Here is a 15145-nt window from a genome sequence, read left to right as displayed (position 1 = left end):
AATTTTGAAGTTTCTTTTTTTGCGAAAATTCCTGTTGACACAGCGTGTGGATATTGATACAATTCAATTCATAAAATATAGACAATTTCATAAATTTTAAATCAGACGAAAATTTAATCTGATTTCTCTTATTAAGAGAGGTGGAGGGACTGTGCCCTGTGAAGCCCGGCAACCGTCAACTTATGTTGAAATGGTGCCAATTCCTGCAAAGCAAATGCTTTGAGAGATGAGAGAGAGGGATAATGTTGTTATATACGCATATAAACCTTTCTGCTTCTCTAGAAGCGGAAAGGTTTTTTGTTGTTTGAATGCGGAGGACATTCAAATAATAAGAGGAGCTATAACGATGGACTACACGTATCAGAAATAAAAAAATGCGGAGTCTATCCAAAGTTTTATGAAATCCAGCTTCAGCGGCTAGAATGTTCGATGGCTTCGCTTCTTCCTATGAGGCAAAAAGCGCCTCTACGTCAGAAGCTCCATCCACTTCACATTCTAAACGAGCCGCTTACGCTTTTTATCAAATCTAGCTCCAGCGGCTAGAACAGTCGGTCGTTTCATCCCTTCCTATGAGGCAAAAAGCGCCTCTACGTCTGGGATTCCAACGCCCTCTTGTTCTAAACGAGCCGCTTGCGCTTTTTATTTAAAAAAGGGGTGAACATCATGATTCTATTAGAGAATGTAAAGAAGATATATAAGGCAAAAAGCGGTGATGTCACTGCTGTAGATAACGCCAACTTACAAGTAGAGAAGGGTGAAATATTTGGTGTTATCGGATATAGTGGCGCTGGGAAAAGTTCTTTAATCAGATTGTTTAATCAGTTAGAGAAACCAACTTCTGGCCAAATTACAATTGCGAATCGTGTCATTTCAGCGATTACTGGAAATGAACTTCGTAAGGCAAGACAAGAAATCGGAATGATTTTTCAGCATTTCAACTTACTTTGGTCAAGAACTGTGCGTGAAAATATCGCATTCCCACTTGAAATTGCAGGTGTCGATAAGGCGGAGAGAAGAAAACGTGTCGATGAGTTAATTCATCTTGTTGGATTAGAGGGAAGAGGAGACGCGTACCCATCTCAGCTAAGTGGTGGGCAAAAGCAGCGCGTTGGGATTGCAAGAGCGCTAGCAAATAATCCACAAGTACTTTTATGTGATGAAGCAACGTCAGCTCTTGATCCAGAAACGACGGATCAAATTTTAGATTTATTATTAGACATTAATAAGCGTCTCAACTTAACAATTGTATTAATTACACATGAGATGCACGTGATTCGGAAGATTTGTAATCGAGTGGCGGTAATGGAGAAAGGGAAGATTGTAGAAACGGGTCCAGTACTTGACGTATTCCGTAATCCGCAGCAAGACATTACAAAACGATTTGTACAGCAGTTAACGGATTCTGAAGATACAAATGAAACGATTGAAAGTTTAATTGAAAAATACCCAGATGGAAAAGTAGTTCGCTTGCAGTTTGTCGGTGAGGCTGTAGAAAGACCAGTACTTCAAAGATTAATGCAACGCAGCGATATAGAAGTTAGCATTTTGCAAGGAAATATCGCACAAACGAATAACGGTTCTTACGGAAGTTTAGTCGTTCATTTAAATGGTGAGGAAACAGCGATCCAGCAAGCGATAGAAGGAATTCATCAAGATCAAGTAGAGCTGGAGGTGATTGCACATGGATAAGTTAATCGCAAATATTGATTGGAATCAAATGTTAGAAGCAACTGGTGAAACGTTATATATGACGGCAATCGCAGCGCTTGCCACATTTGTGTTAGGACTTATTTTAGGACTATTACTCTTTATGACAGCGAAAGATAATTTATGGGAAAATAAAGCGATTAATACGGTGATTGGAGCATTCGTAAACATTTTCCGTTCTATACCGTTCATCATTTTAATTATTTTATTGATCCCATTCACAAAAATCCTTCTTGGAACAATTCTTGGAGCGAGTGCAGCACTGCCAGCTTTAATTATTGGAGCGGCACCATTTTACGCGAGAATGGTTGAAATCGCACTTCGTGAAATTGATAAAGGTGTAATTGAAGCTTCAAAAGCAATGGGAGCAAAAACAAGCACAATCATTTTGAAAGTATTAATTCCAGAAGCGTTACCAGCTTTAGTATCTGGTATTACGGTAACGACAATTGCTTTAGTAGGCTATACGGCAATGGCAGGAGTTGTTGGTGCTGGTGGCCTTGGAACACTTGCTTATTTAGAGGGGTTCCAGAGAGGAAATAACGATGTAACAATCGTTGCGACAATTTGTGTATTACTAGTTGTATTTTTCATTCAGTGGATTGGTGATAGTTTAACGACTCGAATAGATAAAAGATAATGAAAACAGGGGGATATTTCAAATGAAAAAATTATTACTTACAGCACTTATTTCAACTTCAATTTTTGGGTTAGCTGCTTGTGGCGGGAAAGATAAAGATGAAAAGAAACTTGTTGTTGGTGCTTCTAACGTACCGCACGCTGAAATTTTAGAAAAGGCAAAGCCATTACTTGAGAAAAAAGGAATTGAGTTAGAGATTAAAAAATTCCAAGACTACGTGTTACCGAATAAATCGTTAGCAGATAAAGAATTAGATGCGAACTACTTCCAGCACATTCCATATTTAGAAAAGGAAATTAAAGATAAAAAATATGACTTTGAAATAGCAGGAAAAATTCATTTAGAACCGATTGGTGTGTATTCTCAAAAATATAAGAGCTTAAAAGAACTTCCAAACGGGGCGACAATTATTATGAGTAATTCTGTTACTGATCATGGTCGTGGTTTAGCAATTTTACAAAAAGAAGGCATTTTAAAAATTAAAGACGGAGTAGAGCCAGTTAAAGCAACTCCAAAAGATATTGCGGATAATCCGAAAAACTTAAAGTTCAAAACGGATATCGAGCCTGGTTTATTGCCACAAGTGTATAACAATAAAGAAGGCGATGCGGTTCTAATTAATTCTAACTATGCAATTGATGCGAAATTAAACCCAGAAAAAGACGCGATTGCAATTGAAGGAAATGATTCTCCATACGCAAACATAGTAGCTGTTCGTAAAGGTGATAAAGATAAAAAAGAGATTAAAGCTCTTATAGAAGTACTGCATTCCAAAGAAATTGAAGACTTTATTAATAAAGAATATAAAGGGGCAGTTGTTCCTGTAAAAGAATAATTGTTTGAAGAAGGGCTGGTGTATGCTGGCTCTTTTTTCTAACTACATAACTATAGGGGAGAAGGGGACATCATATGAAAAAGATTATATTGTCAGTTGTTACAGCACTGTCTGTATTTACATTAGCCGCTTGCGGGGGGAAAGAGGAGAATAAGCTTGTTGTTGGAGCTTCTAACGTGCCGCATGCTGTTATTTTAGAAAAGGCACAGCCGATATTAGAGAAAAAGGGTATTAAATTAGAGATTAAAAAGTTCCAGGATTATGTTCTGCCGAATAAAGCGTTAGCGGATAAGGAAATTGATGCGAACTACTTCCAGCACATTCCGTATTTAGATAAAGAAATTCAAGAAAAGGGATATAAAATTGTCAACGCAGGAAAAATTCATTTAGAGCCAATGGGCATTTATTCTAAGAAATATAAAAGCTTAAAAGATCTTCCAAATGGAGGAACAGTTATTATGAGTAATAACGTAGCTGAGCGTGGCCGTATGTTAGCGTTGTTACAAAAAGGCGGCGTTATTAAATTAAAAGACGGTGTAGATGTTGTTAAAGCGACAGTAAAAGATGTTGTAGAAAACCCGAAAAATTTAAAGTTTAAAACAGATGTAGAACCTGGACTTTCATCGAAGCTGTACGAAAACAATGAAGGTGATGCTTTATTCATTAATTCAAACTACGCAATTGATGCGAAATTAAATCCAAAAAAGGATGCAATTGCAATTGAAGGATCAGACTCTCCTTATGCAAATATTATCGCAGTTCGTAAAGGTGACGAGAAGAAAAAAGAAATTAAAGAGTTAGTAGACGTATTGCATTCAAAAGAAATTCAAGATTTTATCAATAAAGAATATAAAGGTGCTGTACTTCCAGTAAATGAATAAGTGCAGGAAAGGATTGGGAAATTTCCAGTCCTTTTTTCTTTATATATATAAGAAGAAAAGTGTATCATATAAGGATGCAAGGGAAATACTTATATACATTTGTGAAAAAATTGTTACTTTTTTTCGTCGTTTGCGATATCATTTTATTTGCTATAAGATTAGAATGAGAATAAAATGAGAATATGAACGTTTTAGGAATTTTTAAAATGTATATAGAGGATTAATGGAGGTATTGAGATGGCTGGTTCTACATTAACGGTTAAAGACTTACACGTATCAATCGACGGTAAAGAAATTTTAAAAGGTGTAAACCTTGAAGTAAAAGGTGGAGAAATCCACGCAATTATGGGACCTAACGGAACAGGTAAATCAACTTTATCTTCTGCGATTATGGGTCACCCAAAGTATGAAGTAACAGAAGGTAGCATCATCATCGACGGTGAAGATGTATTAGAAATGGAAGTAGACGAGCGCGCACTAGCAGGTCTATTCTTAGCAATGCAATATCCAAGTGAAATTAGCGGAGTAACAAACGCTGACTTCTTACGTTCTGCAATTAATGCACGTCGTGAAGAAGGCGAAGAAATTTCTCTTATGAAATTTATCCGTACATTAGATAAAAATATGGAATTCCTAGAAATGGATCCAGAAATGGCACAACGTTACTTAAACGAAGGTTTCTCTGGTGGAGAGAAAAAACGTAACGAAATTCTTCAATTAATGATGATTGAGCCAAAAATCGCAATCTTAGATGAAATCGACTCAGGTCTTGATATCGATGCATTAAAAGTTGTATCTAAAGGTATTAACCAAATGCGCGGCGAAGAGTTCGGCTGCCTAATGATTACGCATTACCAACGTTTATTAAACTACATCACTCCAGACTTCGTTCACGTTATGATGAACGGTCGTATCGTTAAATCTGGTGGCCCTGAGCTTGCACAACGTCTAGAAGCTGAAGGTTACGACTGGATTAAAAAAGAATTAGGTATTGAAGACGAAACAGCAGAGCAAGAAGCGTAAGAGAGGAGCATAAACATGACAATCGGTACATTACCTTTCGATCAAGAAACAATCCGTCAGCGCGCAAGCGAAGTAAACGAAGCTGCTTGGTTGACTGAGTTCCGCTTACAAGCTCTTGCACAAGCAACTGAACTTCCAATGCCAACGCCTGATAAAACGAAAATTGAAAAATGGGACTTTATCGGAAAAGGCGACGCTGCTAAGCAAGAGCCTGTAAGTTCTTTAACAGAGCTTCCAGAAGCAGTGAAAAACTTAATCGATGAAAATAACAGCGTACTAGTACAACGTACTGGTACAACTGCGTTCGTTTCTTTAGCAGACGAAGCAAAAGAAAAAGGTGTTATTTTTACAGATATCGTAACAGCTGCAACAGAGCATGCTGAACTATTACAAAAGTATTTAATGAAAGACGGCGTGAAAGTAGACGAGCATCGTCTAACTGCACTTCATGCTGCATTAATAAACGGCGGTGCATTCGTATATGTTCCGAAAAACGTTGTTCTTGAAACTCCACTTCAAGCTGTATTCTTAGTAGACGGCGAAGAAGCTAACGTATATAACCACGTATTATTCGTAGCTGATGCGAACAGTGCTGCAACATATGTAGAAAACTACGTTGCAAATGAAAATGCTAAAGGTATTGCAAATATCGTAGCAGAAGTAATCGTGGAACAAGGCGCACAAGTGAAATTCGGTGCGGTTGATCTATTAGCAAAAGACGTAACAACTTACGTTAACCGCCGCGGCGTTGTTGGACGCGACGGCCGTATTGATTGGGCTCTAGGCCTTATGAATGACGGAAATACAATCTCAGAGAACGTTACGAACTTAATGGGCGACGGATCATTTGCTGATACAAAAACAGTAACAATTGGCCGTGGTAACCAAACACAAAACTTTACAACTAAAGTTGTTCACTTCGGTAAACACTCTGAAGGTTGGATTTTAAAACACGGAGTACAAAAAGATAGTGCAACATCTATCTTTAATGGAATTGGTAAGATTGAACACGGTGCATCTAAATCAAATGCACAACAATCTTCTCGCGTTCTTATGTTAGATGAGAAAGCTCGCGGTGATGCAAACCCAATTCTTTTAATCGATGAAGATGATGTAATGGCAGGTCACGCAGCTTCAGTAGGCCGCGTAGATCCATACCAATTATACTACTTGATGAGCCGTGGGATTCCAAAACGCGAAGCAGAACGTTTAGTCATCCATGGATTCTTAGCACCTGTAGTAAATGAGCTTCCAATTGAAGGAGTAAAAGCACAGCTTGTTGAGGTAATTGAAAGGAAAGTTCGCTAATGAATATTCATGAAATACGCAAACAGTTTCCAATTCTTGATCAAAAAGTGAACGGCAAACAACTTGTTTATTTCGATAGTGCAGCAACTTCTCAAAAACCAATTCAAGTCATTGAAACGTTAGAACGTTATTATAAAGAATATAATTCTAACGTGCATCGCGGTGTTCATACGCTCGGTACGAAAGCTACCGACGCGTATGAAGGTGCACGTGAGAAAGTTCGCAAGTTTATTAATGCGAAATCAATGGAAGAGATTATTTTCACGCGCGGAACGACAACTGCATTAAATACAGTAGCAGCTAGCTATGGTCTTGATAATGTAAAAGAAGGCGATGAAATCGTCATCTCTTACATGGAGCACCATAGTAACATCATTCCGTGGCAACAAGTTGCGAAGAAAACTGGCGCAACTTTAAAATACCTTCCGCTTCAACCAGACGGTACAATTTCTTTAGAAGATGTTCGTCAAACAGTTACACCGAATACAAGAATTGTTTCTATTATGCACGTGTCAAACGTACTTGGAACGATTAACCCTGTAAAAGAAATCGGAGCAATCGCACATGAAAACGGTGCAATCATGATCGTTGATGGAGCACAAAGTGCACCTCATATGAAAGTGGATGTACAAGATTTAAACTGTGATTTCTACGCATTATCTGCTCATAAGATGTGCGGACCAACAGGTGTCGGCGTATTATATGGTAAGAAAGAATTGCTAAACAATATGGAACCAATTGAATTTGGTGGTGAAATGATTGATTTCGTAGACTTACAAGAGTCTACTTGGAAAGAGCTTCCGTGGAAGTTCGAAGCAGGTACACCGATTATCGGTAATGCAATCGGACTTGGTGCGGCAATTGATTTCCTAGAAGAAATCGGTCTTCATAATATTGAAAAGCATGAACATGAATTAGCGCAATACGCTTTAGAGAGACTATCAGAAGTAGATGGCGTTACAATTTATGGTCCAAAGCATCGCGCTGGTCTAGTTACATTTAATATTGATGAAGTACATCCTCACGATGTAGCAACTGTATTAGATGTAGAAGGCATTGCGGTTCGCGCAGGACATCACTGTGCACAACCACTTATGAAGTGGCTGAAAGCTTCTTCTACAGCACGTGCGAGCTTCTATTTATATAATACAAAAGAAGAAATTGATACATTTGTTGAATCGCTAATCAAGACAAAGGAGTATTTCACAAATGTCATTTAATAATTTAGATACGTTATATCGTCAAGTTATTATGGATCATTACAAAAATCCTCGTAACCATGGCGTGTTAGAAGATAGTGTTACCGTTAACTTGAACAATCCAACTTGCGGCGATCGTATTCAACTTACGATGAAAGTAGAAGAGGGTATTGTACAAGAAGCGAAGTTTGAAGGCGAAGGATGTTCAATTTCAATGTCTTCAGCTTCAATGATGACACAAGCAGTAAAAGGAAAGAAAATTGAAGAGGCTCTTAAGCTTTCTAAAATTTTCTCTGACATGATGCTAGGAAAAGAGTATGATGACAGCATTGATTTAGGAGATATTGAAGCATTACAAGGCGTATGCAAGTTCCCGGCACGTATTAAATGTGCAACATTAGCGTGGAAAGCGTTAGAAAAGGGCTTAAACGAAGATAAGTAATGTTAAAGGTTCCTAAAAACGAGGTTATATAAGGAGGGACACACCAACATGGCGAAGCAACTGCCAGATATCGGCGATTATAAATATGGTTTCAAGGATAAAGACGTTTCGATTTTCCGTGCTGGACGCGGTTTAACAAAAGAGATCGTTGAAGAGATTTCACGTATGAAAGAAGAACCACAGTGGATGTTAGACTTCCGTTTAAAATCACTGGATAAGTTCTATGAAATGCCAATGCCACAATGGGGCGGCGACTTAAACGACTTAGATTTCGATGAAATTACGTACTACGTAAAACCATCTGAGAAATCTGAGAAGTCTTGGGATGAAGTACCTGAGGAAATTAAAGCGACATTTGATAAATTAGGTATTCCTGAGGCTGAGCAAAAATATTTAGCTGGTGTATCTGCACAGTACGAATCTGAAGTTGTATACCACAACATGAAAGAAGACCTAGAAGATCTAGGAGTCGTCTTCAAAGATACAGATAGCGCATTAAAAGAGAACGAAGATATTTTCCGTGAGCATTTCGGAAAAGTAATCCCACCAACAGACAACAAATTCTCTGCATTAAACTCTGCAGTTTGGTCTGGTGGATCATTCATCTACGTTCCAAAAGGTATTAAAGTTGATACACCACTTCAAGCGTATTTCCGTATTAACTCTGAAAATATGGGACAATTCGAGCGTACGCTTATCATCGTAGACGAAGGCGCACACGTACACTACGTAGAAGGTTGTACAGCACCTGTTTACACTACTAACTCACTTCATAGTGCGGTAGTAGAAATCATCATTAAGAAAGATGCATATTGCCGTTATACAACAATCCAAAACTGGGCGAACAACGTATACAACCTAGTTACAAAACGTGCGGTTTGTGAAGAAAACGCAACGATGGAATGGATTGACGGTAACATCGGATCTAAATTAACGATGAAATACCCAGCAGTTATCTTAAAAGGCGAAGGCGCTCGTGGTTTAACATTATCTATCGCGATTGCTGGTAAAGGCCAACACCAAGATGCTGGTGCGAAAATGATTCACTTAGCACCAAACACGTCTTCAACAATCGTTTCTAAATCGATTGCGAAGCATGGTGGTAAAGTAACTTACCGTGGTATCGTACAATTCGGACCAAAAGCGAAAAACTCTCGCTCTAACATCGAGTGTGACACGTTAATCATGGATAACCAATCTACATCTGATACAATTCCTTACAACGAAATCAAAAACGATTACGTTTCACTTGAGCACGAAGCGAAAGTATCTAAAGTATCAGAAGAACAATTATTCTACCTAATGAGCCGCGGTATTTCTGAGCAAGAAGCTACAGAAATGATCGTAATGGGCTTCATCGAGCCATTCACTCGCGAACTTCCAATGGAATACGCGGTTGAAATGAACCGTCTAATCAAGTTTGAGATGGAAGGTTCTATTGGTTAATATATTAAGGGAGCGCCCTGCTATGCAGGGTGCTTTTTATGTTGTGTGTAATTGGTGTTGGGGGATACTCGGGTGGGTGTTAAACTAAATATATCAACGATTTTTCAAATATATCGACCACAACTCGGAATATATCGGCGATTATTTCAATATATCAGCGGTTCGACAAGGAATATCGATTTGTCGACAAAGTAAGACAAAAGAAATCCCTCATATACCCCTCAACATTCAAATACGAGAGGAGCACCTATATGTAAGTAAGGTAAAGATACTGACAAATCTCCCCCCACCAACTAGAATCATTTCACAAAAAATCCCCCTCAAACTAATCAATAGACTAGAAAAAGTAATGTGAAGTTTTCCATATTAAAAGGACAATCTTTTGCTTTTTCTTATAATGCGAGTACAATGTAGAATAGCAAGAAAAGACGAAAAGTATTTACAGGATTATTGCGTACGTATAGCGTAAATGGCAGTAAGGAACTGAGAGGAGGTTTTTTCTCTGAATATAAATAAAGAAACAATCATCCACCTTTATCATACAAACGATATACATAGTCATTTTGAAAATTGGCCGCAAATTTCTCGGTTTGTACGAGGGGAGAAAAAGCGAAGACAGGAAGCGGGAGAGACTGTTTTAACTGTGGATATTGGCGATCATGTGGATCGTTTTCATAGTATTTCGGAAGCGACAAATGGACTTGGGAATACAAAATTATTAAATGAGGCGTTATATGATTATGTAACGATCGGAAATAATGAAGGAATTACATTGGCGAAAGAGCATTTGAATCGTCTATATGATGATGCTGGGTTTGAGGTGCTTGTAGCGAATTTATTTGAAAAAGAAGGTGTACGTCCAGCTTGGGCGCAGCCTTATAAATTACATACAACGACAGATGGGATCACGATTGCCTTTATTGGATTAACGGTAGCTTATCCAGAGTTTTATCATATGTTAGACTGGCATATTGAAGATCCAATCATCCATTTAGAATCTATTTTAGAAGAAGTTAAGGATACAGCTCATATTACTGTTGTGCTTTCTCATCTTGGAAAAAGTATGGATGAGTATATGGCGGAGCATTATGATATAGATGTTATTTTAGGGGCACATACGCATCATTTATTTGAGCGTGGCGTTCTTGTGGATAATACTTTGCTTTGCTGTTGTGAAAAGTGGGGACATTACGTTGGTCACGTTCAGCTTACTGTGGATAAAGAGACGAAGAGACTGTTGAAAAAAGACGGTAGAGCGATTAAGACAGAACGGTTAGGTGCTTATAGCGAGCCGTTATCCACAATTGAAATGCTAAAGGAAGAAAGTAAACAGATAATGGCTGAGCCTGTCGTTCATTTAAAAGAATCATTGCCGGTTGATTGGTTTAAGGAGACGACGTTTTCTCATATGTTGGCAAGTGCACTTAAAGAGTGGTGTAATGCGGATGTTGGGATGGTGAATGCTGGTGTACTTCTTGAGGGATTAAATGAAGGTGTTGTGACGCGCGGAGATATTCATCGGATTTGTCCACATCCAATTAATCCATGTCTATTAAAAGTACCAGGGAAAACGTTAAGAGAAGTTATTTTGAAAGCGCGCCGCCCGAATATGGAGAATCTTGAGGTGAAAGGATTCGGATTTCGTGGAAAAGTAATGGGGAAAATGATTTACGATGGTTTGGAAGTGATTCCAGATACGATTCCAGGGAATAAAATTTTACTAGAAGATGTATTGATTAATGGCGAATCGCTGGAATTAGACCGGATATATATGGTAGGAACGATTGATATGTTTACATTCGGATACTTATACCCAGAGCTATCCACACTTTCTGACAAACAATATTATATGCCGGAATTACTTAGAGATGTGTTAACAGACATGTTGATAACTTATACATCTTCAGTCAAACTATAGGCTAGTTGACTTGTAACACTCATTTTTCTCTTGTCATAAAGATAAGAAAGAGAGGAGTGTGAACTATGGTTAATGTGGAGCCAATTATAATTGATAACTATACGTTCATTGCTGTTAGCGTAAAACTTCCGAAGACAAATTTGCTAGCTGTAATGAGCGATAAAGGATATATTATGTGCGGTGCTCTAGATGTAGGTCTTTTAAATGAGAAGTTAGGCGATCGAGGAATTATTGCTGGCCGTGCGGTTGGTGTAAGAACGATTGAACAACTTCTTGAAGCACCGCTGGAATCAGTAACGATTGAAGCCGAAGCTTTAGGGATTCCGGCCGGCACAATCGGAAAAGATGCACTATTAAAAATGAGATAAGCATATATCGTCCCTCCTTCTTGCATAGAAATAATATAAGAAGGAGGTTTTTTTTATGAGCATATTTCGTTCGAAAAATTCGCGGTTTCGAAGGGGACCGATTTCCTTTCGGTATATACTGCTTATTTCGTTTATCATTTTTATCGTAATGGTAGTTCAAGGGTTATGGATTGTAAATAAAAGTATTCAGCCAACGTTAATTAAGTATGGGGAAACAGAGACGCATAAAATGGCAACAGCAGTTATGACGAAAGCGGTAAAAGACCGAATTAATGAAGGGTTTGATGTAGATTCATTAATGAAAGTACAAACGGATAGGAACGGGAAAGTATCTACAATTGATTTAAATACAAAACAAGTAAATGAAATATTAACATCGACTACTGCATACATAGAGAAATATTTACAACAAGTAGAAAAAGGGGATACGAAAGCACTTGGTATTTTTGAAGAGAATGGGGTATCTATGTCAGTTCCTTTTGGACGCATAACTGATAATGCGCTTCTTGGTAATATAGGACCAGATATTCCGATTAATTTTACGCCAATTGGTCATGTGAATACGGATATTAAACAATTAGTTGAGCCGCAAGGAATTAATAATACAGCGATCAAAATTATTATGGAAGTGGAAGTGACGTTACAAGTTATGATTCCGTTACGCACGAAAGAAATTAAAGTGAAGCAAAACATTCCGATTGCGACGCGCATCGTTCAAGGTGAAGTGCCTACTTATTACGGAAGCGGGGGTGTTGTTGTACCAGATAAAAAATAACCGTAGCAATTCGCTACGGTTATCGTTTTGTATTTGCTCGTTCTTTTCGTTCCCAAAGGCTTAAATGCATGTATGGATCGAAAGCCCATTCTGTATAGCCATTGTCTTTATACATGCCGAAATGTAAGTGGGGCGGGAATTTTCCAGCTGTACCAGGAGGACCGTAGCCGGTACTACCGACAAATCCGATTACTTTTCCTGGTTCGACAATTTGTCCGAGCTGTATTTCTTTAGAGAACCCGCCTAAATGAGCGTAATAGTGGTAATTATTATGAAGGTCACGAATACCAATGCGCCATCCACCAAGACGATTCCATCCTTTTGTTTCAATAACGCCATAGCAAGTTGATCGTACTGGTACGCCATATCCAGCAAAAATATCGGTTCCTTCATGAATCCTCCTGCCGCCAAAACTTCTACCAGCACCAAAAGTACTACGATAGCTATTGTCACTGCGAATCGGGAGAGGGAAAGCATTTCCTTCTAAATTAATGCGGCCATAATGTTTATAAATTTGGGCGTATTCTGTAATTAATTCAACTGTTTTTGCACGTCTATAATATTCCCAAAGCATAATATTAATACGATCTTCTGACGTTCCTTGTTTCTTTAAAATAGTTGCTGCTGTATGCAGAAGATCACGATCGGTATTTGCATTTGCAAATCCATCTTTGTCACCATCTAAACCAATTCCGCCAAATAGAGAAATCGTATGGGGGAGAGTATCATTACTATTAACAGGTCCAGCCCATATTTCAGGCTTGAAATAAAGGGAAATGATGGCATCTGGTTTTTTCGGAATATCCTTTCTTACGCTCCGTATGTTTCTTTCGTATTGATCCATTGCAGCTAAGTAATACCACGGAATACCTGAAGATTGCTCAGTTTCTTTATATAGTGCCATGCGCTTTTCATATATGCTTTGCTGATTATCTTCACCGTAAGCGATGTTTTGGTGGAGAAGAAAGCAAATCGAAAGCAAAAGAGAAATTTTTCGAAGCATGAAATAGACTCCTTTCACAACATCACTCTTTTTAGTGTGGGATATACGGAGTATTTCATTATAGGGAACGATTGGAAAAAATCTTAGAATCTTCATTTGAGCAAATCGCTTTCATACGTTAGAATAGATATGTTACATTGAAAGAAGCGAACACGGTAAACTATTTCATATTGTGCGGAGTTGATAACCATGACAAAACAAACAGAGTATAAGCGCAAGCCCGAATGGTTGAAAATTAAGTTAAACACGAATGAAAACTATACAGGCTTAAAGAAAATGATGCGTTCTAAGAATCTTCATACAGTTTGTGAAGAGGCGAAATGTCCGAATATTCATGAATGCTGGGCTGTAAGGAAAACAGCAACATTTATGATCTTAGGTGCGGTTTGTACACGTGCTTGTCGTTTTTGTGCGGTTAAAACAGGCTTGCCAACTGAGCTTGATTTACAAGAGCCAGAACGCGTAGCAGATTCTGTAGTACAAATGGGCTTAAAGCACGTTGTTATAACAGCGGTTGCACGTGATGATTTAAAAGACGGCGGAGCAGCTGTTTTTGCTGAAACAGTACGCGCTGTTCGTCGCGAAAATCCATTTACGTCAATCGAAGTATTACCATCTGATATGGGTGGGGTAGAAGAAAACTTAAAAATGTTAATGGATGCAAAACCAGATATTTTGAACCATAACATTGAAACAGTACGTCGATTATCTAACCGAGTTCGCGCTAGAGCAAAGTATGACCGTTCATTAGAGTTTTTACGTCGAGCAAAAGAAATGCAGCCTGATATTCCAACTAAATCGAGCATTATGGTGGGCTTAGGTGAAACGAGAGAAGATTTAATTGAAGCAATGGATGACTTACGTGCAAACAATGTGGATATTTTAACTCTTGGACAATACCTACAACCATCTAAGAAGCATTTACCAGTTCTTAAATATTACCCACCAGCAGAATTTGCAGAGCTTAAAGAAATTGCACTTAGCAAAGGATTTAGCCACTGTGAAGCTGGCCCACTTGTGCGTTCTTCTTATCATGCGGACGAGCAAGTACGTTCTGCGAAAGAAAAAGTAGCAGAAGCGAAATAAAGAAAAAGGAGAGCTAATATTAGCTCTCCTTTTTCTTATACTCTAAAACTGTATTTTGACACGTTGATAAAATTCTTTTTAATTCTTCTGTGGATAATTCAATTGTAAATTCAGGCACACCAGGTGTGATTAAAACTTTTTTGTAAGTATAAATTGAACTGTCCACAATAATCGTTACATCTTGTGAATAACCGAAAGGAGCTACACATCCTGGCATGCAACCAGTCTCTTCTCTTAGCTCATCAGGAGAACAGAGAGATAAGCTTTCTCCTGTTATTTCTTTCATCTCTCCTCGGTTGAGGCGAGTTCCCTCTAACGTAAAGAATACGTAATACGCCCCGGATTTTGATTTTAAAAATAGGCTTTTACTTGGATTACCTTGTAAGCCGAGCCTTTCACGAACGATTCGATCAGTCTCATAGTCAAGCACTGGTTCGTGTTCAAATTTTTCATAAGAAGCATTTGTTTTATGTAGTAAAGAAAGTACGTCTTCGTACATATTGAATGATACCCC

General features: G+C 38.3%; 15 protein-coding genes and 1 riboswitch. Of the genes, 13 read left to right on the top strand and 2 right to left on the bottom strand.

The annotated features are described in order from the left end of the window. Window positions 1-125: 125 nt before the first annotated feature. Window positions 126-233, top strand: a riboswitch (SAM riboswitch). 430 nt (window positions 234-663) lie between these two features. The 12 genes from JFT89_RS16175 (at window position 664) to yunB (ending at window position 12542) form a co-directional block, all read left to right on the top strand. Beyond that, window positions 664-1689 carry a methionine ABC transporter ATP-binding protein gene (locus JFT89_RS16175; RefSeq protein WP_016096598.1) on the top strand — a complete coding sequence of 342 codons (1026 nt, stop codon included), beginning with the start codon at window positions 664-666 and terminating at the stop codon, window positions 1687-1689. Continuing rightward, on the top strand, window positions 1682-2347 hold the full coding sequence (locus JFT89_RS16170) for a methionine ABC transporter permease (protein WP_016096599.1): 666 nt from the start codon (window positions 1682-1684) through the stop codon (window positions 2345-2347). Before JFT89_RS16175 ends, JFT89_RS16170 begins: the two co-directional genes overlap by 8 nt. A 22-nt stretch (window positions 2348-2369) precedes the next feature. Next, the gene (metQ, locus tag JFT89_RS16165; protein WP_002068023.1) at window positions 2370-3182 is read left to right on the top strand and encodes a methionine ABC transporter substrate-binding lipoprotein MetQ; all 813 of its coding nucleotides are present in this window, start codon (window positions 2370-2372) and stop codon (window positions 3180-3182) included. Window positions 3183-3256: 74 nt separating this feature from the next. Further along, window positions 3257-4063 carry a methionine ABC transporter substrate-binding lipoprotein MetQ gene (metQ, locus tag JFT89_RS16160; RefSeq protein WP_002068025.1) on the top strand — a complete coding sequence of 269 codons (807 nt, stop codon included), beginning with the start codon at window positions 3257-3259 and terminating at the stop codon, window positions 4061-4063. A gap of 237 nt (window positions 4064-4300) precedes the next feature. Beyond that, on the top strand, window positions 4301-5086 hold the full coding sequence (sufC, locus tag JFT89_RS16155) for a Fe-S cluster assembly ATPase SufC (protein ID WP_002015933.1): 786 nt from the start codon (window positions 4301-4303) through the stop codon (window positions 5084-5086). 15 nt (window positions 5087-5101) lie between these two features. Further along, complete coding sequence (gene sufD / locus JFT89_RS16150) at window positions 5102-6394, top strand: Fe-S cluster assembly protein SufD (protein ID WP_201040356.1); 1293 nt, start codon at window positions 5102-5104, stop codon at window positions 6392-6394. Beyond that, window positions 6394-7614, top strand: a complete 1221-nt coding sequence (gene sufS, locus JFT89_RS16145) for a cysteine desulfurase SufS (RefSeq protein WP_201040355.1) — start codon at window positions 6394-6396, stop codon at window positions 7612-7614. The genes sufD and sufS overlap by 1 nt, the downstream gene beginning before the upstream one ends. Further along, the gene (gene sufU / locus JFT89_RS16140; RefSeq protein ID WP_002089369.1) at window positions 7604-8035 is read left to right on the top strand and encodes a Fe-S cluster assembly sulfur transfer protein SufU; all 432 of its coding nucleotides are present in this window, start codon (window positions 7604-7606) and stop codon (window positions 8033-8035) included. The genes sufS and sufU overlap by 11 nt, the downstream gene beginning before the upstream one ends. A 48-nt stretch (window positions 8036-8083) precedes the next feature. After that, window positions 8084-9481 carry a Fe-S cluster assembly protein SufB gene (gene sufB / locus JFT89_RS16135; RefSeq protein WP_002015928.1) on the top strand — a complete coding sequence of 466 codons (1398 nt, stop codon included), beginning with the start codon at window positions 8084-8086 and terminating at the stop codon, window positions 9479-9481. A 502-nt stretch (window positions 9482-9983) separates the two neighbouring features. Further along, window positions 9984-11399, top strand: coding sequence for a bifunctional metallophosphatase/5'-nucleotidase (locus tag JFT89_RS16130; RefSeq protein WP_207197403.1), 1416 nt, complete (start codon window positions 9984-9986; stop codon window positions 11397-11399). Between the two features lie 65 nt (window positions 11400-11464). Then, window positions 11465-11767, top strand: coding sequence for a YunC family protein (locus JFT89_RS16125; protein ID WP_016096600.1), 303 nt, complete (start codon window positions 11465-11467; stop codon window positions 11765-11767). A 55-nt stretch (window positions 11768-11822) separates the two neighbouring features. Beyond that, entirely contained in the window at window positions 11823-12542 is a 720-nt protein-coding gene (gene yunB / locus JFT89_RS16120; RefSeq protein ID WP_002145056.1) for a sporulation protein YunB, read from the top strand. Between the two features lie 19 nt (window positions 12543-12561). Here the strand turns inward: yunB and JFT89_RS16115 are convergent, their stop codons facing one another. Then, complete coding sequence (locus JFT89_RS16115) at window positions 12562-13545, bottom strand: M23 family metallopeptidase (protein WP_016096602.1); 984 nt, start codon at window positions 13543-13545, stop codon at window positions 12562-12564. 189 nt (window positions 13546-13734) lie between these two features. On the opposite strand from JFT89_RS16115, the gene lipA reads away from it, so the two are divergent. Next, entirely contained in the window at window positions 13735-14631 is an 897-nt protein-coding gene (gene lipA / locus JFT89_RS16110; protein WP_002068044.1) for a lipoyl synthase, read from the top strand. A 19-nt stretch (window positions 14632-14650) separates the two neighbouring features. On the opposite strand, the gene JFT89_RS16105 is transcribed toward lipA, so the two are convergent. Next, window positions 14651-15130 carry a YbaK/EbsC family protein gene (locus JFT89_RS16105; protein ID WP_002068047.1) on the bottom strand — a complete coding sequence of 160 codons (480 nt, stop codon included), beginning with the start codon at window positions 15128-15130 and terminating at the stop codon, window positions 14651-14653. Between the last annotated feature and the right edge of the window lie 15 nt (window positions 15131-15145).

Origin of the sequence: Bacillus sp. TH25, assembly GCF_016650935.1 — a bacterium.
Classification (GTDB): Bacteria; Bacillota; Bacilli; order Bacillales; family Bacillaceae_G; genus Bacillus_A; species Bacillus_A mycoides.
The sequence above is the reverse complement of the archived record's forward strand: the minus strand, read 5'-3'. Positions and strand labels throughout refer to the sequence as shown.

Bases quoted from the DNA above. Each gene is read 5' to 3' on its own strand.
- sufC (WP_002015933.1), top strand. From the start codon at position 4,301: ATGGCTGGTTCTACATTAACGGTTAAAGACTTACACGTATCAATCGAC.
- JFT89_RS16170 (WP_016096599.1), top strand. From the start codon at position 1,682: ATGGATAAGTTAATCGCAAATATTGATTGGAATCAAATGTTAGAAGCA.
- sufD (WP_201040356.1), top strand. From the start codon at position 5,102: ATGACAATCGGTACATTACCTTTCGATCAAGAAACAATCCGTCAGCGC.
- metQ (WP_002068025.1), top strand. From the start codon at position 3,257: ATGAAAAAGATTATATTGTCAGTTGTTACAGCACTGTCTGTATTTACA.
- yunB (WP_002145056.1), top strand. From the start codon at position 11,823: ATGAGCATATTTCGTTCGAAAAATTCGCGGTTTCGAAGGGGACCGATT.
- metQ (WP_002068023.1), top strand. From the start codon at position 2,370: ATGAAAAAATTATTACTTACAGCACTTATTTCAACTTCAATTTTTGGG.
- JFT89_RS16175 (WP_016096598.1), top strand. From the start codon at position 664: ATGATTCTATTAGAGAATGTAAAGAAGATATATAAGGCAAAAAGCGGT.
- sufS (WP_201040355.1), top strand. From the start codon at position 6,394: ATGAATATTCATGAAATACGCAAACAGTTTCCAATTCTTGATCAAAAA.
- JFT89_RS16115 (WP_016096602.1), bottom strand. From the start codon at position 13,545: ATGCTTCGAAAAATTTCTCTTTTGCTTTCGATTTGCTTTCTTCTCCAC.
- sufU (WP_002089369.1), top strand. From the start codon at position 7,604: ATGTCATTTAATAATTTAGATACGTTATATCGTCAAGTTATTATGGAT.
- JFT89_RS16105 (WP_002068047.1), bottom strand. From the start codon at position 15,130: ATGTACGAAGACGTACTTTCTTTACTACATAAAACAAATGCTTCTTAT.
- sufB (WP_002015928.1), top strand. From the start codon at position 8,084: ATGGCGAAGCAACTGCCAGATATCGGCGATTATAAATATGGTTTCAAG.
- lipA (WP_002068044.1), top strand. From the start codon at position 13,735: ATGACAAAACAAACAGAGTATAAGCGCAAGCCCGAATGGTTGAAAATT.
- JFT89_RS16125 (WP_016096600.1), top strand. From the start codon at position 11,465: ATGGTTAATGTGGAGCCAATTATAATTGATAACTATACGTTCATTGCT.